This is a genomic window from Sulfitobacter sp. 1A13353 (assembly GCF_043557255.1).
Lineage (GTDB): Bacteria > Pseudomonadota > Alphaproteobacteria > Rhodobacterales > Rhodobacteraceae > Sulfitobacter > Sulfitobacter faviae.
Genome location: NZ_JBIFFS010000003.1, coordinates 364,647 through 384,460 on the forward strand (window position 1 = coordinate 364,647; position 19,814 = coordinate 384,460).

Annotated in this window: 15 protein-coding genes and 1 pseudogene; 13 read left to right on the forward strand and 3 right to left on the reverse strand. The window is 64.0% G+C overall.

Translation table 11 applies throughout. The features are described 5' to 3' along the window. Window positions 1–261 precede the first annotated feature (261 nt). The 10 genes from ACGYLO_RS08990 to ACGYLO_RS09035 all read left to right on the forward strand — a co-directional run bounded on the left by ACGYLO_RS08990 (window position 262) and on the right by ACGYLO_RS09035 (window position 13,426). Window positions 262–1,242, forward strand: coding sequence for a TAXI family TRAP transporter solute-binding subunit (locus ACGYLO_RS08990; protein WP_271689250.1), 981 nt, complete (start codon window positions 262–264; stop codon window positions 1,240–1,242). A 111-nt stretch (window positions 1,243–1,353) separates the two neighbouring features. Continuing rightward, entirely contained in the window at window positions 1,354–3,597 is a 2,244-nt protein-coding gene (locus ACGYLO_RS08995) for a TRAP transporter permease (protein WP_271689251.1), read from the forward strand. A gap of 120 nt (window positions 3,598–3,717) precedes the next feature. Beyond that, the gene (locus tag ACGYLO_RS09000; protein WP_394376397.1) at window positions 3,718–4,629 is read left to right on the forward strand and encodes an AEC family transporter; all 912 of its coding nucleotides are present in this window, start codon (window positions 3,718–3,720) and stop codon (window positions 4,627–4,629) included. 120 nt (window positions 4,630–4,749) lie between these two features. Next, window positions 4,750–5,340, forward strand: a complete 591-nt coding sequence (locus ACGYLO_RS09005; protein ID WP_271689253.1) for a TetR/AcrR family transcriptional regulator — start codon at window positions 4,750–4,752, stop codon at window positions 5,338–5,340. 2 nt (window positions 5,341–5,342) lie between these two features. Next, entirely contained in the window at window positions 5,343–6,422 is a 1,080-nt protein-coding gene (locus ACGYLO_RS09010) for an efflux RND transporter periplasmic adaptor subunit (protein WP_271689254.1), read from the forward strand. 4 nt (window positions 6,423–6,426) lie between these two features. Further along, window positions 6,427–9,477, forward strand: coding sequence for an efflux RND transporter permease subunit (locus tag ACGYLO_RS09015; protein ID WP_271689255.1), 3,051 nt, complete (start codon window positions 6,427–6,429; stop codon window positions 9,475–9,477). A 187-nt stretch (window positions 9,478–9,664) separates the two neighbouring features. Next, the gene (locus ACGYLO_RS09020) at window positions 9,665–10,579 is read left to right on the forward strand and encodes an ABC transporter substrate-binding protein (protein WP_271689256.1); all 915 of its coding nucleotides are present in this window, start codon (window positions 9,665–9,667) and stop codon (window positions 10,577–10,579) included. 98 nt (window positions 10,580–10,677) lie between these two features. Beyond that, window positions 10,678–11,763, forward strand: a complete 1,086-nt coding sequence (locus ACGYLO_RS09025; protein WP_271689257.1) for an ABC transporter permease — start codon at window positions 10,678–10,680, stop codon at window positions 11,761–11,763. Further along, the gene (locus ACGYLO_RS09030) at window positions 11,760–12,695 is read left to right on the forward strand and encodes an ABC transporter ATP-binding protein (RefSeq protein WP_271689258.1); all 936 of its coding nucleotides are present in this window, start codon (window positions 11,760–11,762) and stop codon (window positions 12,693–12,695) included. The genes ACGYLO_RS09025 and ACGYLO_RS09030 overlap by 4 nt, the downstream gene beginning before the upstream one ends. Continuing rightward, window positions 12,692–13,426 carry an ABC transporter permease gene (locus ACGYLO_RS09035; RefSeq protein ID WP_271689259.1) on the forward strand — a complete coding sequence of 245 codons (735 nt, stop codon included), beginning with the start codon at window positions 12,692–12,694 and terminating at the stop codon, window positions 13,424–13,426. Before ACGYLO_RS09030 ends, ACGYLO_RS09035 begins: the two co-directional genes overlap by 4 nt. A gap of 3 nt (window positions 13,427–13,429) precedes the next feature. Here ACGYLO_RS09035 and ACGYLO_RS09040 read toward each other — a convergent pair whose 3' ends face one another. The 3 genes and pseudogenes from ACGYLO_RS09040 to ACGYLO_RS09050 all read right to left on the reverse strand — a co-directional run bounded on the left by ACGYLO_RS09040 (window position 13,430) and on the right by ACGYLO_RS09050 (window position 16,762). Next, window positions 13,430–14,125: a haloacid dehalogenase type II gene (locus tag ACGYLO_RS09040; RefSeq protein ID WP_271689260.1), complete on the reverse strand. Its 696-nt coding sequence runs from the start codon at window positions 14,123–14,125 to the stop codon at window positions 13,430–13,432. A 71-nt stretch (window positions 14,126–14,196) separates the two neighbouring features. Then, window positions 14,197–15,501, reverse strand: coding sequence for an FAD-binding oxidoreductase (locus ACGYLO_RS09045; RefSeq protein WP_271689261.1), 1,305 nt, complete (start codon window positions 15,499–15,501; stop codon window positions 14,197–14,199). Next, window positions 15,501–16,762: pseudogene (locus tag ACGYLO_RS09050) on the reverse strand (glutamine synthetase family protein). Before ACGYLO_RS09050 ends, ACGYLO_RS09045 begins: the two are co-directional and overlap by 1 nt. Before the next feature lie 124 nt (window positions 16,763–16,886). Between ACGYLO_RS09050 and ACGYLO_RS09055 the strand changes: the two are divergent. From ACGYLO_RS09055 to ACGYLO_RS09065, 3 genes are all read left to right on the forward strand, one after another. Then, a complete protein-coding gene (locus ACGYLO_RS09055; RefSeq protein WP_271689262.1) occupies window positions 16,887–17,603 on the forward strand; it encodes a GntR family transcriptional regulator in 717 nt (238 codons plus the stop codon). A 104-nt stretch (window positions 17,604–17,707) separates the two neighbouring features. Beyond that, the gene (locus ACGYLO_RS09060) at window positions 17,708–18,790 is read left to right on the forward strand and encodes an alpha/beta hydrolase (RefSeq protein WP_271689263.1); all 1,083 of its coding nucleotides are present in this window, start codon (window positions 17,708–17,710) and stop codon (window positions 18,788–18,790) included. A 90-nt stretch (window positions 18,791–18,880) separates the two neighbouring features. Next, window positions 18,881–19,798 carry an MYG1 family protein gene (locus ACGYLO_RS09065; protein ID WP_271689264.1) on the forward strand — a complete coding sequence of 306 codons (918 nt, stop codon included), beginning with the start codon at window positions 18,881–18,883 and terminating at the stop codon, window positions 19,796–19,798. The last annotated feature ends 16 nt before the right edge of the window (window positions 19,799–19,814 follow it).

Sequence of the window (19,814 nt, forward strand, 5' to 3'; positions counted from 1 at the left end):
ACGCCCCGCTGCGCCGCCCGCGCGGCGGGGCTTTGACGGCCTGCCCCTTCCCTCAATCACTGCCGCTGGCGCACAACTGCCAAAGAATGCGCCATTGACCCAACGGTAGGCCGCCTCTTTCTCTCTCATCCCCGGTTTCACGGCAAATTCGGACTTGCCTCTGCCTGTCAGTGTACAGTTAATTGGCCGGACAAGCTGAATACAGCGGCGGCGCGGGCACCCTGTGCCGACGCCCGTTAAGAGCAACCAAGGGAGAGAGACATGAAATTCACCGCAATCCTCGCCGCAAGCACCATTTTGGCAGGCGCTGCCGCCGCTCAGGACATGGATAAATCCGACTGGCCGAGCAGCTTCACCGTGGGCACGGCCAGCCAAGGCGGCACCTACTTCGCCTATGGTTCGGGCTGGGCGAACCTTGTGGCCAAGGAACTGGGCCTGACCGGCGGCGGCGAAGTCACCGGCGGCCCGATGCAGAACATGGCGCTGGTCCACACCGGCGAGGCGGCCTTCGGCATGACCACAATGGGCCCGGCGGCGGAATCGCTGGCCGGCACCAACCCCATCGCCCCCGGTTTGGAAATGACCCAAGCCTGCGCGATGTTCCCGATGTATCAGACACCCTTCTCCGTGACCGCGCTGTCGTCCTCGGGCATCTCCTCGGTCGCCGACATTCCGGCAGGTGCCAAGATCGGCTTTGGTCCGGCGGGCTCCACCTCGGACACCTATTTCCCGCGCATGATGGACACGCTCGGCGTCGAGTATGAGCGCCGCAACGGCGGTTGGACCGATCTGGGCGGGCAGTTGCAGGACGGTCTGCTGGACGTGATCGCCTTTGCTGCCGGTGTGCCGGTGCCTGCGGTCAGCCAGCTTGAGGTGCAGACGGATGTGAACATCATCGAGTTCACCGAGGAAGAGCAGGCCAAACTGCTCGAAGAGTTCCCGGTGTCCGAGTTCACCATCGACGCCAGCACCTACACCACGCTGGAAGAGGGCGCGCGTTCGGTCTCCATGTGGAACTTCGCGATTGCCAACTGCGATCTGCCGGAATCCTTCGTCAAAGCGGCTGTGGATGTCGTCATGTCCGACAATGAGCGGATGAAAGGCATTCACAAGGCGGCGGCTTCGACCCTGCCTGAGAACTGGGAGAAGAACACCGTTCTGAAATGGCACCCCGGTGCGGCAGCTTGGTTCAAAGAGAACGCGGATGCCGATATTTCCGACGATATGATCTACAGCAACTAAGCGAACGCCTAGACAAACTTGCATGCCGTCCCTAATCGGGGCGGCATCTTGCCATCATCCCGCCTGATTGTCGGGACAGATCCCGCGCAGATATCGGGAAAGGAAGCCTCCATGACAGACCAGCATAGCGCCGCCGATCCGCAGGGCCCGATTGTCGCCGAAGGGGTCGATGACGAACCGGTAGAAAGCAACCGTCGCATATTCACCGGTCGCACCTATCTGGTTGTTGCGGCCATGTCGGCGATCTATGCCTTCTTTCACATGGCAGCACTCAACGGCATGTCGATCGGAGAACTGACCGGCATCCGCATCCCGCTTTTGCCGACCTTCCCGATGGAGACGTGGAATTTCCGCATCGTGCACATCGCGGGTGCGCTGATCCTTGGCTTTACCCTCTATTCCGCCCGCGCATTTGTGGATGAGGGCAAGGGGCAGGGCCGTCATCCGCTGGATTTCGTGGCATGGGCCGCGATGATCCCGGCGCTTTATTCGATTTGGACCGCGTGGAGCATTGCCAGCCAGATCGCTGGCGGCACCCAGTGGAACGGCATGAGCCCCGAGTTCAAGACCCTCGAAATCTATCACTATGGCCTGCCGCTGGTGGCGGCGACGGCCATCGGCATCGTCGTGGGTTGGCTGCGCGGACGCGAGCGGGGGCAGGTTTCGCCGGCGGACCTGTTGCTGTCTATCTGCGGTGTGGCCGTGGCGATTTACCTGATCACCATGTATGGCACCTTGATGCGCAACTCGACGGGCACGCCCTTTGCGCCCATCGGTATCTCTATTGCCGCAGTCGCGGGCACCGCGCTGATCATGGAGCTGACGCGCCGCGTGGCGGGGCTTGCGCTTATCGTGATTTCGGGTGTCTTTCTGGTCTATGTCTTCGTGGGGGACATGCTGCCGGGCTTTCTGAACGCGCCCAACATCCAGTGGACCCGCTTCTTTAGCCAAGTCTACACCGATGCGGGTATTCTGGGGCCGACCACGGCGGTGTCGTCGACCTATATCATCCTCTTCATCATCTTCGCGGCCTTCCTTCAGGCATCGAAGGTGGGGGACTATTTCGTCAACTTCGCCTTTGCCGCGGCGGGCCGCTCCCGCGGGGGCCCGGCCAAGGTCGCGATCTTTGCCTCGGGTCTTATGGGGATGATCAACGGCACCTCGGCGGGCAATGTGGTGGCGACAGGCTCGCTGACCATTCCGCTGATGAAAAAGGTGGGCTACCCGGCCCGGACCGCAGGCGCGGTCGAAGCCGCCGCCTCGACCGGGGGGCAAATCATGCCGCCGATCATGGGGGCGGGCGCCTTCATCATGGCCGAGATCACGGGCATCCCCTACACCGATATTGCCGTGGCGGCGATCATCCCGGCGGTGCTCTATTTCGTGTCGATCTACTTCATGGTGGATTTCGAAGCGGCCAAGCTGGGCATGCGCGGGATGCGTTCCGAGGAACTGCCCAAGCTCAAGGACATGCTGCGCCGGGTGTTTTTGTTCATTCCGATCATCATCCTGATCTATGCGCTTTTCATGGGCTATTCGATCATCCGCGCAGGCACGCTGGCGACGGCGGCAGCGGCGGTGGTGTCGTGGTTCACGCCCTTCCGCATGGGGCCGCGCAGCATCGTCAAAGCCTTTGACCTGGCCGGGATCATGTCGATCCAGATCATCGCGGTCTGCGCCTGTGCGGGCATCATCGTGGGTGTCATCAGCCTGACCGGTGTCGGCGCGCGTTTCTCTTCCGTGCTGCTGGGGCTGGCGGAGGCGAGCCAATTCCTCGCCCTGTTCTTTGCAATGTGTATTGCCATTCTGCTCGGCATGGGCATGCCCACCACGGCGGCCTATGCGGTGGCGGCTTCGGTCGTGGCGCCGGGGCTGGTGCAACTGGGCATTCCGCTGCTGACGGCGCATTTCTTTGTCTTCTACTTCGCCGTCGTCTCGGCCATCACGCCCCCCGTGGCGCTGGCGAGCTATGCCGCGGCGGGGATTTCGGGCGCCAACCCGATGGAGACTTCGGTCGCCTCCTTCAAGATCGGCATCTCGGCCTTCATCGTGCCCTTCATGTTTTTCTACAATGGCGCGATCCTGATGGACGGCACGTGGTTCGAGGTGATCCGCGCCGGTGTCACGGCGATCTTCGGGGTCTATCTGCTGTCTTCGGGCATGCAGGGCTGGTTCGCGGGCAGCGGGGCGGCTTGGTTCATCCGGCTGGGTCTGATCCTCGCGGCGCTTTGCATGATCGCGGGCGGTCTGATGACCGACCTCATCGGCATCGCAGTGGCGGCGGTGATCTTTGCCGTACAGTGGAAGTTCCGCCCCGCCGCCGACGCGCAGATCGCGGTACATGGCAGCGACTGATCCGTGATTGATCCATGTCCCGGCCCTTTGGGGCCGGGGCCGCCCGTTTGAGTCAACGCTCCCTGTTGCATCTGGGCCAAGCCGCGCCTAGGGTCCGCGCGATCCTTCCGGGCGGTTAATATGTTCGCTATCTTTCTGGCCATCGCGCCGGTCTTCGCGCTGATCCTCATGGGCTATGGCCTGCGCCGGGGCGGTATCCCTTCGACCAAGTTCTGGAACCTGAATGACCGGCTGGTCTATTGGGTGCTGATGCCCGCGCTGTTCTTTGCCAAGATCTCGGCGGCGGACCTCAGTGGTGGCTTGGGCGACTATGCCCTGCTGCTCTACGCTGGGTTCTTTACAGCGATCTTTTGCGGCTGGCTCTTCGGTCGGGCCTATGCCGCGCCACAGGGCAGTTCGCTGATGCAGGGCAGCGCGCGGTTCAACACATTCATCGGCCTCGCGATTGCCGAAGCCGTTTTTGGCACGGCAGGGCTACAGATTGCCGTTCTGGGTTCGGCCCTGCTGGTGCCGGTGGTGAATGTGACGGTGGTGACGTTGATGACCCGGCAGTTGGGCGGCGGCGGCAAATCTATCCTTAAAGGCTTGGTCAAGAACCCGCTGATCCTCGGCATCCTGGCAGGCGTGCTCTTTAACTTCGCGGGGCTGCACCATGTGCCCGTCTTGCATGAAAGCGCGCGCATTTTGGGGGATGCGGCGCTGCCGATCATGCTGCTTTGCGTCGGCGCCAACCTGCGGCTGCGCGGGCTGTCGGGCTCGGTTTCGGTCATCGGCCTGTCGATCATCGGCAAACATCTGGTGAACCCGCTGGCGGTGCTGCTGGCCGCGCTGGTGCTGAACCCGGCGCCGCTGACGCTGCAAATCGCGCTGATCTTCGCGGCCCTGCCGACGGGGGTGGCCAGCTATACGCTGGCGCGTGAGATGCGCGGCGATGCGCCCTTGATGGCCGCAATCATCACCACGCAGACGCTGCTCAGCTTTTTCACCCTGCCGCTCACGCTCTATCTCGGCAGTCTGATCTCCGCGCCCTAGAGCGCGCTCCATGCGCGAAACGCGATTGTGATCTGCGCGGGCTGCATGGTCGCTGATTTACAGGTTGACATATTTGGTTCGAATGTCCAATTGCGCCTTGACCAATGCCAAGGAGCCCGCATGACCGAACTTGAAAAGACCGTGCTTGACGCTGCGCTGCATGTCTTTTCCCGCTATGGGGTCAAGCGCACCAGCATGGGCGATCTGTGCGAAGAGGCCGGTGTTTCGCGCCAGACCCTCTACAATCGGTTTCGCAACAAGGACGACATTCTTCGAGGGCTCATCGCGCGCTATACCGAACTGGCGCTGGAAGAGATTGCCGAAGAGATGCCCAATGCGCCCGATCTGGCGGCGCAGCTCGATCTTATTTTCGATCGGATGGTGGTGCGCGGCTATGACACGATGCAGGCGATGCCCAATGCGCAGGATTTCATCGCCGGGGCCAATGCCGTCAGCCAAGAGGCGCTGCAATGTTCCGCCGGGCGCTTTCGCGACGTGATCGCTAAGGTGCTGATGCCCTATGAGGCGGCGATCACCCGCAATGGCTTGAGTGTCGAGGCGCTGGCCGATTTCATCCAACGTTCCGCCAAGGCCGCTGGCATGCATGCGCTGGACCGTGACCATTTTCTCGCGCAGCTGCGCACCCTCAAACAACTTAGTCTGACCGCCGCCCTTGGGCCCGTGCCGGATGCTATTCATAAGGAAGACTGACCATGGCCAAATGGCTTGTTGAGACGACGCGCGGGACCGGCGCGGGGCGGGTGTTGGGATTTGCGCTGGCCTTGGCCGCCGGCGTCGCCGCGCCGATGGTGGCTGCCGCCGAAATGCCGGTGGTAAAGCTGCAAACGGTCAAGGTCAGCGACGCCGAGGTTGAGCGTGTGTTCTTTGGCAAGGTGGTTGCACGTGAAACCGTGGACCTCGCCTTTCAAGTCGGCGGTCAGATCGAGGAATTCCCGGTCGAAGAGGGGGCCACGGTCAGTGAAGATACGGTCGTCGCTCGGATGGATCTGGAGCCATTTCAACTGGCGCTAGAGCAGGCGCAGGCCAATGACGCGCAGGCGCGCCGGACGATGGAGCGTTATCAAAAGCTCGCCGGGTCTTCGGTGGCCGAAGTCAATTTGCAAGATGCGGAAACCGCCGTGACGGTCAACGATATCGCCGTGCGTAACGCCGAGCGCGACCTTGAGAACGCAACCCTCCATGCGCCCTTCGATGCGATTGTCGCCTCGCGGTTGGTGCCCAATTACTCGACCGTCAGCGCGGGCACGCCGGTGGTGCGCCTGCATGACATGTCTGAGTTGCGGGTCGAGATCGACGTGCCCGAAACCCTGTTTCTGCGGGCAGGCCGCGACCCCAGCGTGCGGTTCATGGCCAAGTTCCCGGCCAACGCCAATACCTACCCCATGCAGATCCGCGAATACAACGCCGAGACGGCGGATGTCGGCCAGACCTATAGCATCACCCTTGGGGCGGAATTGCCCGAAGATTTCATGCCGCTGCCCGGCGCCTCGGTCGAGGTGCGCGCCACGCTGAACATCGGCGGGTCGAGCATCATCGTGCCCGACACCGCCATCGTGGTCGGCAATGACCGCGGCACCTATGTCATGGTCTTTGACCCCACCGGCGCGCGCGAAGGCACCGTGACCCGCACCGCGGTTGAGATCACCCCCACCGCGCGCGGCGATGTCAAAGTCGAAGCCGGGCTATCCGATGGGCAAGAGATCGTGGTGAGCGGCGCAAGCCAGCTTGAAGACGGTGCCGCCGTGCGCCGCTTCGTCGGTTTCGGAGACTGAGCGCATGGATATCGCACGTCTGTCGATCAACCGCCCGATCTATACTTGGATCATCATGCTGACCTGTCTTTTGGGCGGTATCTGGGGTTTCGCGACCCTTGGCCGTCTCGAAGATCCGGCATTTACCATCAAAACCGCCGTGGTCGTGACCCAATACCCCGGTGCCTCTGCCGAAGAGGTCGCACTTGAGGTGACCGAACCGCTGGAATCGCAAATTCAGAAGATGTCCGAGATCAAGGACATCGAATCCATGAACCAGCCCGGCCTGTCGTGGATCACGGTCAATATGCAGGACACCTTTGACGGGTCCGAACTGCCGGAAATTTGGACCAAACTGCGCAACCGCGTGAATGAGGCAGCCTTGCCGAGCGGGGCGACACAGCCCTATGTGAACGACGGTTTCGGCGATGTTTACGGGCTTTACTACGCCGTGACGGCTGAGGGCTATTCCGACGCCGAGGTCAACGAGCTCTCCAGCTATCTGCGGCGGGAATTGCTGCTGGTGGATGGCGTGTCGGATGTGGCGCTTTCGGGCCTGCCCAATGAAGTCATCTATGTCGAACCGCAACTTGCGCTGAGCACCACGCTCGGCATTCCGCCCTCGGCCATTGTCGGCGCGGTATCGAGCGCGAATGAGATCGTCGACGGCGGCGCCATTCAGGACGAAGACGGGCGCACCCTGATCCAGCGGCCCGAAGGCTCTGACAGCGTGTCCGAGATCGCCGCCCTGTCGGTGGGTGTTGGCGGTCAGGTGATCAACCTTGCCGATGTGACCAACATCTACCGCACCCGCGAGGCGAACCCCGATCTGGTGATCCGCCACAACGGGCAGGAGGCCTTTACCCTCGGGGTGGCCGGGATCGCGACCGAGAATATCGTCGATATCGGCAAGCGGGTGGACGACAAGCTTGCGCAGCTGCGCGAATCGCTGCCCTTGGGCATCTCGATTGAATCCATCTACCGCCAGCACGCGGTGGTCGAAGAGGCGTCGAACGCCTTTTTGCTGAACCTCGCCATGTCCGTCGCCATCGTTGTGGCCGTGCTGGCCGTCTTCATGGGCTGGCGCGCGGCGGTGGTCGTGGGTTCCACCCTGTTGCTGACGGTGGTGGGGACGCTCTTTTTCATGGCGCTCGGCGCGATTGAGATGGAGCGTATCTCACTCGGGGCGTTGATCATCGCGATGGGGATGCTGGTCGATAACGCCATCGTTGTGGCCGAGGGGATGCAGATCTCCATGCAGCAGGGCAAAAGCTCGCGCGAAGCGGCGACCGAGGCGGCGAGCAAGACACAGATCCCGCTTTTGGGGGCGACCGTCATCGGCATCATGGCTTTCGCCGGGATCGGGCTGAGCCCCGATGCCACGGGTGAATTCCTCTTCTCGCTCTTTGCCGTGATCGCGATTTCGCTGCTGCTGTCTTGGGTGCTGGCCATCACCGCCACGCCGCTTTTGGGGCACTACTTTTTCAAACGCGGCGTCGAAGGTGGGGCTGGCGGCTATGACGGGGCGATCTTCAAGGGCTATGCCGCCGTGCTGCGTGCCTCGCTCAAGCTGCGCTGGCTGGTGATCGTGGCGCTGATTGCCGGGACGGCGGTGTGTTATGCCCTCTTTGGTCAGATCAAGCAGCAGTTCTTCCCCGACAGCAACACGCCGCTCTACTTCGTGCATTACAAGCTGCCCCAAGGGTCGTCGATCCATCAGACCTCCAACGATCTGGCTGTGCTCGAAGACTGGCTGGTGGCGCGGGACAATGTCGAAGACGTGACCTCCTACGCGGGGCAGGGCGCGGCGCGTTTCATGCTGACCTATCAGGCCGAAGACCCCAACCCCAGCTATGGGCATCTGATCGTCCGGGTGTCTTCGCTTGAGGTGATCCAAGACGAGATGAACGCGCTTGAGGCCTTCGCCGCCGATGCGGTTCCGCAAGGGGAGTTCCGGGCCAAGCGCTTGGCCTTTGGCCCCGGCGGCGGTGCCCCGATCGAGGTGCGCTTCTCGGGCCGCGATCCCAATGTGCTGCGCGATCTCGCGGATGAGGCGATGGACCGGATGCAGGCGGCGTCGGACAATATCATCACCCCGCGTCAGGACTGGCGCGAGCGTGAATTGGTGCTGCGTCCGATCTATGCCGAAGAACGCGCGCAGGACGCAGGCATCTCGCGGACCGAAATCACCGAGACCCTCAAATTCGCCACCGAAGGCACCAGCGGCGGCACCTTCCGCGAGCGGGATCGTCAGATTCCCATCGTGATCCGCGCCCCGCAGGATGCCGATTTGGCGCTGACGGACCATGTGATCTATGCGCAAAACACCAACGCGCTGGTCCCGATGGAGCAGGTGATCGACGGTTTCCGGTTCGAGCCGCAGGACACGCTGCTCTACCGTCGCGATCGGGCCGATGTGATCACCGTGGGCGCGGATATCCCGCGCGGCGTCACGGCGGCGCAGGTGCAGGCCGAGGTGCAGGAAACCATCGAGGCGATGGAAATTCCCGAAGGCTATGCCATGGAATGGGGGGGCGAGTTGGAAAGCGCGGGAGAGGCGCAGGCCGCCTTGGGCAAGCAGTTGCCCTTCAGCATCATCATCATGGTTCTGATCTCGGTCCTGCTGTTCAACGCGCTGAAACAGCCGATCATCATTTGGCTCTTGGTGCCGATGGCGGTGAACGGGGTCAGTCTGGCGCTTTTGGGGACGGGTCTGCCCTTCACCTTTACCGCGCTTCTGGGGCTCTTGTCGCTCTCGGGGATGTTGATCAAGAACGGCATCGTGCTGGTCGAAGAAATCGACCTCACCCGCGCCGCCGATCCGACGATGGATCTGAAAGAGGCCATCGTTACCGCTTCGACCTCGCGTCTGCGTCCGGTCTTCCTTGCCGCTGCGACGACCATTCTGGGGATGCTGCCGCTGTTGTCAGATGCCTTTTTCCAATCGATGGCGGCGACGATCATGGGCGGGCTGGCCTTTGCCTCGGTCCTGACGCTGATCGCGGCACCGGTGCTCTACTTCCTTTTCTTCAAGCGCAGCGCCGCGCGGGAGGCGGAGGCTGCCCGCGCCGCCTGACCGGCGCGTGGCGGCAAGGCAAAGGGCGCGTTCGGTCACTCCGGGCGCGCCCTTTGTCGTACTCGGGGCGGTAAAAATTCCGTGCCGCCGTGCAATCCCGCCTTGGTTTCGCGAAAATGCCAGCTACCTTACCGTTTTCAAACGGCATGTCGCCGTGTCAGGCCATTGTTTCAAGGAGTTCTCGCCCATGGGTCCCCGCATTCTTTCCACTGCCGTAGCCGCTGGCCTTGCCGCCGCTTTGGCCTCTGCCGCCTCGGCTGAGATCACCGTATCGTCGAAGATCGACACCGAAGGCGGCCTGTTGGGCAACGTCATCGCACTGGCGCTCGAAGATGCGGGTCTGCCGGTTGAACGCCGTCTGCAACTCGGCGGCACGCAGGTCGTGCGCGAAGCGATCCTGTCGGACCAGATCGACATTTACCCCGAATACACCGGCAACGCGGCCTTCTTCTTTAACGAAGCGGAAAGCGATGTTTGGAAAGACGCGGCCAAGGCCCATGCCCGCGCCAAGGAATTGGACGGCGGTGAGAATAACGTCACTTGGCTCGACTCCGCACCGGCCAACAACACTTGGGCCATCGCCGTGACCGGCCCGGTGGCCGAGGAAAATGACCTCACCACCATGTCAGATTTCGGCGCATGGGTGGCCGAGGGTGGTGAGGTGAAGCTCGCCGCCTCGACCGAATTCGTGTCCTCTCCGGCTGTTTTGCCCGCGATGCAGGAAACCTATGGTTTCGAGCTGAGCCAAGACCAGACCGTGATCCTGTCGGGCGGCGACACGGCGGCGACCATTCAGGCGGCGGCGCGTGGCACATCGGGCGTGAACGCGGCGATGGTTTACGGCACCGATGGCGGCGTGGGGGCCACGGGGCTGGTGGTGATGGAAGACGACAAGGGCGTGCAGCCGGTCTATGAACCCGCCCCCATCGTCCGCGCCGAGGTGTTGGAGGAATACCCCCAGATCGCCGAAGTGCTGAACCCGATCTTCTCCGGGCTCGACATGGCGACGCTGCAAAAGCTGAACGGTCGGATTCAAGTCGGCGGGGAGCCGGCGGAAGCCGTGGCACGCTCCTATCTGACCGAGACCGGGGTGCTGGACTGATCTCCGCCGCCCGCACAATAACTGGCCCCGGCGCAGGGATTTCTGCGCCGGGGCTTTTGTTCGCTGTGCTGGGCGCGGCAGCGCTTTGCGTGCCTTTCATGACCCTTGCCGCCAACCGGATCGTGGCGGGCGAAGGGGTGATGGCATGGGGCGTGGCCAGCCTGCCGGTGGTGCTGCCGGGGCTTGCGGCGATCGGGGCGGGGCTGCTGATGGGGCTGCCTGCGGGCCGCAATGGTCTGCGTATTGCCGGGGCGGCTTTGGGCTTGGGCGGGCTGTTGTGGCTGCTGACCCAAGGCGCCTCCGGCCTGCTGGCCGAAGCGGGTGATTATGCCCGTGTCTCGCCCTCGGTGGGCTTCTGGTGTCTGCTGGTCGTCTTCATGCTGCTCATGGCAGATGCGCTTGCCGCGATGGCACCGGGGCCGCTGATGCGCGGGGCCGTGCTGGCGGGCGTGCTTGCGGTGCTTGGCGCGATCCTGTGGTCGGGGGCGCTGTCGGAGCTTTCGGTGATGCAGGAATACGCCAGCCGGGCCGGTGCCTTTGGCCGGGAATTCCTGCGCCATCTTGGGCTGGCCTTCGGCTCTCTCGCCGCGGCGGCGGTGATTGGCTTCCCGCTTGGCGTGCTCTGTCACCGTCTTGTCGGGCTGCGCGGGGCGACCTTGCCGGTGCTGAGCTTTTTGCAAACCATTCCCTCGCTCGCCATGTTCGGGCTGATGATCCCGATCCTCGGTTGGGTGGGGGCCAATTTGCCCGGCGCGCGGGCGCTTGGCATCGCGGGCATCGGCTTTGCGCCCGCCTTTCTGGCGCTGGTGCTCTATTCGCTGCTGCCTGTGGTCGGCAATACCGTGGCGGGGCTGGCCTCGGCTCCGCCTGCGGCGCTTGAGGCCGCGCGGGGCATGGGGATGACGCCGCTGCAACGGCTGTTGCGGGTGGAACTGCCGCTGGGCCTGCCGATCATCCTCACCGGGCTGCGCATCGTCTTGGTACAGAACATCGGGCTGGCCGTCATCGCCGGGCTGATCGGCGGCGGGGGCTTCGGGACGTTCGTCTTTCAGGGGCTGAACCAAACCGCGACCGACTTGATCCTGCTGGGTGCCCTGCCGACCGTGGTGCTGGCCCTGACGGCGGCCATCGTGATGGACATATTGGTCGAACTGACCCGCAAGACCCCAAAGGACAGCGCATGATCGAGATCGACCGCATTACCAAGACCTATGGCGACATTCGTGCGGTGGATTCCGTATCCATGACGGTTGAGACGGGCACGATCACGGTGATCGTCGGCACCTCAGGCTCAGGCAAGACCACGCTTTTGCGGATGATCAACCGGTTGGAGGAACCGACCTCGGGCGAGGTGCGGATCAACGGCGACTCCACGCTGTCGGTCAAGCCGCATATCCTGCGGCGGCGCATCGGCTATGCCATTCAAGGCCACGGGCTGTTCCCGCATCATAAGGTGGGGCGCAACATCGGCGCGGTGCCGCAACTGCTTGGCTGGCCGCGCGAGAAGATCGCGGCGCGGGTGGATGAGCTGCTTGCGCTTTTCTCGATGGACCCCGCGCAATTCCGCGACCGTTATCCGGCGGAGCTTTCGGGCGGGCAGCAGCAGCGGGTTGGCGTGGCGCGGGCCTTGGCCTCAAGGCCCGATCTGTTGCTGATGGACGAACCCTTTGGCGCGCTGGACCCGATCATTCGCACCCGCGCGCAGGAAGACCTGCGGCACATCCAGCAGCGGCTGGGGTCGACCATCATGCTGGTGACCCACGACATGGAAGAGGCGATCCGGTTGGGCGACCGGGTGGCGGTCATGGACGGGGGGCATCTGGTGCAGCACGGCACGCCGGCCGAGATCATCGCCGCACCCGCGACGGATTTCGTGGCGGATATGGTCGGCGATGTGGAGCGGCCCCTGCGGCTTCTTTCACTGATCCCCGTCGCGGAATTGGTGGAAGAGGGCAGCGCCGAAGGCGAAGCGCTGCCCGACGATGCCAGTCTGCGCGACGCGCTGTCGGCCTGCCTTTGGTCCGGGCGCGAGGCGGTGCCAGTGGCGAAAGACGGCCTGCCGATGGGCCGCGTGACCCTCGATGCAATCCGCGCAAGGGCAGGGCAGCACGCATGAGGATCGGCTGGATCCTGCGGCCGCTTCTGGTGGCGGTGCTGGTGGCTTTGGTCCTGCGGCCTGAGTGGTTCACGCCGCTGCTTGCGCCCTTGGCCCCGGCGAATGGTCCGGTGATCTACACGCGCGCCTCGCTCTTGTCGCTGTCGCTGAGCCATCTGGCGCTGGTGGCCATGGCCTCGGCAGCCGCAACGGTGGTGGCGGTGACGCTGGCGGTCCTCGTGACCCGCCCGGCGGGCGCGGCCTTTCGCCCGCTGTCGCGCACCATCACCAATATGGGCCAGACCTTTCCCCCCGTGGCGGTGCTGGCGCTGGCCGTCCCGGCCTTGGGTTTCGGGGCGGGGCCGACGCTGGTGGCGCTGTTCCTCTATGGCCTGCTGCCGATCTTCGAGAATGCGGTCACCGGCCTCACCAACCTGCCGCCCGCCACGATGGAGGCCGCGCGCGGCATCGGGCTCAGCCGTTGGCAGCGGCTCTGGCGGGTGGAACTGCCGCTGGCCTTGCCGGTGACGCTAACGGGCATTCGGCTGTCGGTGGTCATCGCGCTTGGCACGGCGACCATCGGCTCGACCGTGGCAGCACGGACCTTGGGCGAGGTGATCATCGCGGGGCTTTTGACCAATAACACCGCCTTCGTGGTGCAGGGCGGGCTGGCGGTTGGCCTGTTTGCGGTGCTGATCTATGACGCCATGGTGCAGCTTGAAACGCGGCTGGCACGGCGCATGGGCGGCTGAGGATCAGCGCCCGTTCGCGGCGATGATCTGCTCGGCCAAATCCGCCAGATCGTCCGAGAGGTAGTGCGGCTGCGGCACCTCTTGCACCTCGATCAGGTTGTTGTTGGGCCGGGTGAGGAAGGCCCCCTGACAGCCCGCCGCCTGCGCGCCGATGGTGTCCCACAGATGGCAAGCCACCATGCAGAGATCATCGGTTTCCAGATCAAGCGCCTCGGCCACCATCTGATAAGTCGCGGGATGAGGTTTGAATTTTGCGACCACGTCGATGCTAAAGCTCCGCTCGAAGAAATCGGCGATCCCGGCTTTCTCCAACGGGGTCGGGGCCGGGGACGGGGGCGAATTGGTCAGCGTGACCAGTCGAAACCCCGCCTCTTGCAGCCTGCGCAGGGCAGGGGCGACATCCGGGTGGGCGGGCATGGAGCCGATGCGGGATTTCAACTCGGCCACGTCCTCATCCGTCACCGCGACGCCTTTGTTCGCGCCGACCATTCGCAAGACGCCACCCGCCAGTGCGCCAAAGGGCGCGTAGCGGCCCGAGAGGGTCATGGTCTGGGAATAGAGGATCAGCTCGGCGAACCATTCGCGCAGCACCGAGGCGTCGCCGAAGAGGCGCGCGAAGAGCGGCTCCAACGTGGTGATGTCGAGCAGGGTCTCGTTCACGTCGAAGACGATCACGGAGGCGGGCTTTTGATCGGGCATGGGGGTCCTTCCACTCATGACGTGCGCCATGCCCGCCACTGTGAAGAAACCCCCAGCCCTGTCAAAAGGTTTCAGACACCCAAACGGTCGCGGAGCCCGTACCACCATGACCCCACGACCGAATAGGGCACGCGGAACATCCGCCCGCCGGGGAAGGGGAACCATGGCACATTGGCGAAGACGTCAAAGCGGGTGAGGTCGCCGTCGATCGCCTCGGAAAGGATACGCCCGAAGGTATGCGATCCGGTCACGCCGTGGCCGCTGTAGCCATGGGCGAAATAGGTGTTGTCACCGATCCGGCCCATCTGCGGCACGCGGCTGAATGAGAGGGCGAAATTCCCGCTCCAGGCATAGTCGATCTTCACGTCTTTCAACTGGGGGAAGACCTTGTCCATATTGCGTTTAAGCTTGGCCTTGATGTCGCGCGGGTCCGCGCCGCCGTACACGGTGCCGCCGCCAAAGAGCATCCGTTTGTCACCTGACAGGCGGTAGTAGTCGAGGATATAGCGGATGTCTTCGACGCAGGCATCGGTGGGCAGCAGCGCATGGGCCTGCGTCTCGCTCAGCGGTTCGGTGGCCATCACTTGGGTCGAGACGGGCATCACACGCGGGGCCAGCGTCGGTACCACATGGCCGAGGTAGGCATTGCCGCAGAGCACCAGTGTCTTGCAGGTCATCGTCCCTTTGGCCGTGCGGACCACAGGGCGGGCAGCCTCGTGATCGACATGGGTGACGGGGGACATCTCATAGATCGTGCCGCCGTTCTTCTCAAAGGCAGCCGCTTCGCCGAGGGCGAGGTTCAGGGGGTGCATATGGCCGCCCGAATGGTCGATCAGCCCGCCCTCGTAGAGGTCGGAATTGACGTGGGCGCGCAGCTGGTCCTTGTCCAGCATCTCTTGATTGTCGATGCCGTAGCTTTGCCAGAGCTTCTGCCGCTCCTCCAGCTCGCGCATATGCGCCGTGGTGAGGCCGGTGAAGATGTTCTTGTCCTTGAGGTCGCATTGAATGTCATAGGTGCGGACCCGCTCGCGGATGATCTCGCCACCCTCTTGCACGAGGCCGGCGACAAAGGTCGCGGTGTCCTGCCCGTAGCGGCGCTTGATCGTTTGCAGGCTCGCGTTCAGCCCGTTGACGATCTGCCCGCCATTACGCCCCGAGGCCCCCCAGCCCACGCGCGCGCCTTCGATGATGGCGACCTTATAGCCCTTTTCGGCCAGATGCAGGCCGGTCGACAGCCCGCTGTAGCCCGCGCCGACGATGCAGACGTCGATCTCGTGATCGCCCTGCAATTTGGGGCGCGCGGGGGCGGGGTTGGCCGAGGCGGCGTAGTAGCTTGACGTATGGCTGCCGTCTCCGGCGTAGGGATGGCGCGACATCAGACGATCTCCAGATAGGTGTCATATTCGAAATGGGTCACTTGCCGCGCGAATTTGCGCAACTCCTGCGTCTTGCATTCGACCATCATGGTCTGCAACCGGGCAGAGAACAGGCCGGGCACATCCGGCCCCTTGCGGAAGGCGTCGATGGCCGTGGCCCAGTCGAGCGGCAGGTTGTCGAGCTTCATTGTATAGGCGTCGCCGGTGATCGGGGCGACGGGCTGCATGTCTTGCTCGATCCCCAACAGCGCGCCGCCCAAGATGCTGGTCAGCACCAGATAGGGGTTGGCGTCGGCCCCGGCGACGCGATGCTCGATACGGCGGGCCCTATGATCGCCGCCCGGGATGCGGATTGCCGCGGTGCGGTTCTCATAGCCCCAAGCGACATTGGTCGGCGCATGGGCGCCCGGCAGCAGGCGGCGGTAGGAGTTTTCATGCGGCGCGAAGGTCAGCGTATTTTGCTGCATCGTGGCCAGCAGACCGGCGACGGCGTTGAGCATCAGGGGTGTGCCTTCCTCCCCGCCGTTGTCGAAGACATTGACGCCGTTTTCATCCACCAAGGAGAAGTGAACGTGAAAGCCGCTGCCCGCCAGATCCCCATAGGGTTTGGCCATGAAGGTGGCGGCAAAGCCGTGTTTGCGGGCGATGCCGCGGACCAGACGTTTGAACAGCACCGCGTCATCGGCGGCGCGCAGCGGGTCGTCCACATGGCGCATGTTGATCTCGAACTGCCCGGCCCCATTTTCCGAGATGGCCGCATCCGCCGGGATGCCCTGCAACTCGCAGGCGTCGTAGACCTCGTTCAGGAACTCATCGAAATGCTGTAACTCGTCCAGCGACAGCGCGCCGTCGGAATCCAGCCGCTTGCCGGTGACCGGAGAGCAGGGCGCCTGCGGGTGATCCTCGGTCGGGTCGAAAAGGTAGAACTCCAGTTCCGTGGCGACCACGGGGGTCAGGCCGCGTGCCTTGAACTTGGCCGCCACTTCGGCCAGCGCGCGGCGGGGATCGCCGGGGAAGGGCTTGCCGTTTTCCTGACGCATCCAGAGCATGGCGAGCGCCGTGGGGCGCGTGGTCCATGTGATCGGCATCAGGGGGCGCCCGGTGAAATCGCAAAGCCCGTCGGAATCCCCGGTCTCGAACACCAACTCGCTGTTCTCCCCCGTTTGCCGCGCATGGTGCCGTTGAGGTCACAAACGCAGGCAAAGATCGATTCGATCTCGGGATGTTGCGCCAGCCACGCTTCGGCTTTGCTCTCGGACATGGGGTTCCTTTCGATATCGAACCTGAAAATGTGATACCATTTGTTGGAATGTCATATCACTATCCGCTTGTCTGTCAATTGCCCCCGCGCGTATGGTCGGCGGCGAAAGATTAAAGGCGGCCAGATGATCGACACCGATAACGATGCGCTCAACATTCCCGAAATCCCCGAAATTCCGGGCGGGACGACGCAGGAATATGTTTACGAGCGGCTGCGCAATGCGATCATGCTGGGCGCGATCACGCCGGGCACCTCGCTGACCATGCGCGGCATTGCGGAGCGGCTCGGCCTCAGCCCGACCCCGGTGCGCGAGGCGGTGCGGCGGCTGAGTTCGGAACATGCCATCCAGATCAAGGACAACCGCCGCTTGACCGTGCCGCTGATGACCCCCGAGCGGTTTGAGGAACTGGTCGCCCTGCGCATCGCGGTTGAGACCCACGCCGCCCTGCGCGCCTTGCCCTATATCTCGGACATCGTGATCGACCGGCTGACCGAGATCGACGGCAGCATGGACCGTTTTGTGGCCGAGCGGAACGCGGATCAACTGACGCTGCTGAACCAAGCCTTCCACCGGATGCTTTACTCCGTGAACCCCGCGCAGGCGTCCTTGCCGATGATCGAAAGCATCTGGCTGCAACTCGGCCCGTTTCAGCGCCAAGTCATCACCGAGGTCGCGGAATACTATCAGATCGACCGCCACAAAGAGGTGCTGGCCGCCCTCACTGCCCGCGATGGCGCGGCGCTGAGCGCGGCGATTGCCAATGACATCGTCGACGGCGTGCTCGACACGGGCCGCAAGCTGCTGGCGGCAGAGGCGGGCAGAGAGATCGGGCTGCCGTAGGTTAGAAGCGGGGCTGTTTCGTCGCAGTCGCAGGGGCCTTTCGTCTATGACTTTATGGGCCAATTGGGCTAGAACTGCGCCGAACGAAGGGCCGGGGGGGCGATATGCAGGGACATGGGATTGGGGGCCGGGGGCTACAGACGCTCTGCGCGGTTGCGGTGGTCTTGCTGTCGGCCTGCGCACCGCGCCCGGGCGGGGAGACTTTGACGGTGGTGCCCGAGGCCGAAGCTGCGCAGAGTTTGGCGATCACCGTGGCCTCGACCCGCGGGCGCGATCCGCAGACCGGCTCCTATACCGACGCCCGCGCGCGGGCACTGAATTACGAGCGGTTCACCATCGCCATCCCGCCAGACCATGAGGCCAGCAAGATCGAATGGCCCAATGAGAAGCCCGACCCGCGCCGCAGCTTTGCGGTGACGGCGCGCGATCCGCTGCCGGGGCTCGATATCCGCCGCTCGGGCCGGGCGCGGCAGGATGTCATGGTCTTCGTACATGGCTACAACCAGACCTTCCCGGAATCCCTCTTTCGTTTGGCGCAGGTGACGGCGGATGGGCATTTGCCCGAACAGCCGATCCTCTTCGCTTGGCCCTCTGCCGGGACGGTGGTGGGCTATGTCGCGGATAAGGACGCGGCGGCCTATTCGCGCGATGAACTCGCCGCCATGCTCGGCACCCTCGCCGCCGATCCCGACGTGGGCGAGATCACGCTTTTCGGCCACAGCATGGGCGGTTGGCTGGTGGTGGAGGCGCTGCGGCAGTTGCGCCTGTCGGGGCAGGATGCGGTGATCGCGCGGCTGAGCGATGTGGTCCTCGCAGCGCCCGACATCGACGTGGATGTCTTTCGCAAACAGGTCGAGGTCATCGGGCCGCTCGATCCGCCCATGGCCATCCTTGTGGCGCCGGACGACCGGGCGCTGCGCATTTCGGCGGGGCTTGCCGGGGCGCGTCCTCGGATCGGGCGCACAAGTGCCAGCTCCCCGGCGGTGCAGGCGCTGGCCAAACGCTATGGCGTTTTGCTGGTCGATATCTCGGCCATCGGCGCGGTGGACGGCACGCATCACAACCGCTTTGCCTCTCTCGTGCAGTTGATGCCGGAACGGCGCGATGGGTTGGCGCAGGCCCGGGCGCAGGTGGGGGCCTTCATCCTCGACCCCGTCTCGGCGACGCTGGTCGCGCTGTCGCGCTAGGGCGGGCGGCTTGCACTTGGCCTGCGCCGCGCAGTATGGGGGCGCAAGCCACCATTGACCGATTTCCCCAGCCGCAGCGGAGCCACCCACATGACCATCACCCATCTCGTCACCCATTCGGGCGGCTTTCACGCGGATGAGCTTTTATCTTCCGTCATCCTGACGCGGCTCTACCCGGAGGCGACGTTGGTACGCAGCCGCGATGCCGCGTGGATCACCCCCGGCGCGGGGCGGATCATCTATGACGTGGGCCGCGATTATGACGCCGAAGCGCTGATCTTTGACCATCACCAGCGCCCCGGACCGCTGCGCGAGGATGGCCAGCCCTTCAGCTCTTTCGGGCTGATCTGGCAGCACTATGGCCGAGACTATCTGCTCAGCTTCGACGTGCGCGAGGCGGATGTGGAGGATATCCACCACAGTTTCGATCAGGGCTTTGTGCTGCCGGTCGACCTGATCGACAATGGCGCGCTTGAACCCTCGGTCGCGGGGCCGCTGGCGGGCATGACCCTGCCGGTGCTCTTGGAGACGCTAAAGCCCGTTTTCGACGAACGTGACGAGGATGCCGACGACCGCGCCTTCATGACCGCCCTACCTGTCGCGCGGGCCTTTGTCGAAGCCGCGATCAAGGGCAAGGCCGCCAAACGCCGGGCCGAGGCGATGGTGATGCAGGCGATTGAGGCGGCAGGCAGCGGGCGCGTCTTGGAACTGCCCACGGGCATGCCCTTCCGGTCGGCGGTGGAAAAGGCCGGGGCCGATCACCTGCTCTTCGTCGTGCATCCGCGCGGAGAGGATTGGGCCCTGACCACGATCCGCAAAAGCGGCGATAGTTTCGAGGCCCGCGCCGATCTGCCCGAGGCTTGGGCCGGGCTAACGGATGCCGAATTGGAGGCCGCAAGCGGCGTGCCGGGGGCGAAATTCTGTCACAACGCGCGGTTCATCGCCGTGGCGGCAAATCGCGACGCGGCGCTGCGCATGGCCGAGCTGGCGGTCGCGGAGGCGGGGTAAGGCCGAGGCCCGAAAG

Bases quoted from the DNA above. Each gene is read 5' to 3' on its own strand.
- ACGYLO_RS08990 (WP_271689250.1), top strand. From the start codon at position 262: ATGAAATTCACCGCAATCCTCGCCGCAAGCACCATTTTGGCAGGCGCT.
- ACGYLO_RS08995 (WP_271689251.1), top strand. From the start codon at position 1,354: ATGACAGACCAGCATAGCGCCGCCGATCCGCAGGGCCCGATTGTCGCC.
- ACGYLO_RS09000 (WP_394376397.1), top strand. From the start codon at position 3,718: ATGTTCGCTATCTTTCTGGCCATCGCGCCGGTCTTCGCGCTGATCCTC.
- ACGYLO_RS09005 (WP_271689253.1), top strand. From the start codon at position 4,750: ATGACCGAACTTGAAAAGACCGTGCTTGACGCTGCGCTGCATGTCTTT.
- ACGYLO_RS09010 (WP_271689254.1), top strand. From the start codon at position 5,343: ATGGCCAAATGGCTTGTTGAGACGACGCGCGGGACCGGCGCGGGGCGG.
- ACGYLO_RS09015 (WP_271689255.1), top strand. From the start codon at position 6,427: ATGGATATCGCACGTCTGTCGATCAACCGCCCGATCTATACTTGGATC.
- ACGYLO_RS09020 (WP_271689256.1), top strand. From the start codon at position 9,665: ATGGGTCCCCGCATTCTTTCCACTGCCGTAGCCGCTGGCCTTGCCGCC.
- ACGYLO_RS09025 (WP_271689257.1), top strand. From the start codon at position 10,678: ATGACCCTTGCCGCCAACCGGATCGTGGCGGGCGAAGGGGTGATGGCA.
- ACGYLO_RS09030 (WP_271689258.1), top strand. From the start codon at position 11,760: ATGATCGAGATCGACCGCATTACCAAGACCTATGGCGACATTCGTGCG.
- ACGYLO_RS09035 (WP_271689259.1), top strand. From the start codon at position 12,692: ATGAGGATCGGCTGGATCCTGCGGCCGCTTCTGGTGGCGGTGCTGGTG.
- ACGYLO_RS09040 (WP_271689260.1), bottom strand. From the start codon at position 14,125: ATGCCCGATCAAAAGCCCGCCTCCGTGATCGTCTTCGACGTGAACGAG.
- ACGYLO_RS09045 (WP_271689261.1), bottom strand. From the start codon at position 15,501: ATGTCGCGCCATCCCTACGCCGGAGACGGCAGCCATACGTCAAGCTAC.
- ACGYLO_RS09055 (WP_271689262.1), top strand. From the start codon at position 16,887: ATGATCGACACCGATAACGATGCGCTCAACATTCCCGAAATCCCCGAA.
- ACGYLO_RS09060 (WP_271689263.1), top strand. From the start codon at position 17,708: ATGCAGGGACATGGGATTGGGGGCCGGGGGCTACAGACGCTCTGCGCG.
- ACGYLO_RS09065 (WP_271689264.1), top strand. From the start codon at position 18,881: ATGACCATCACCCATCTCGTCACCCATTCGGGCGGCTTTCACGCGGAT.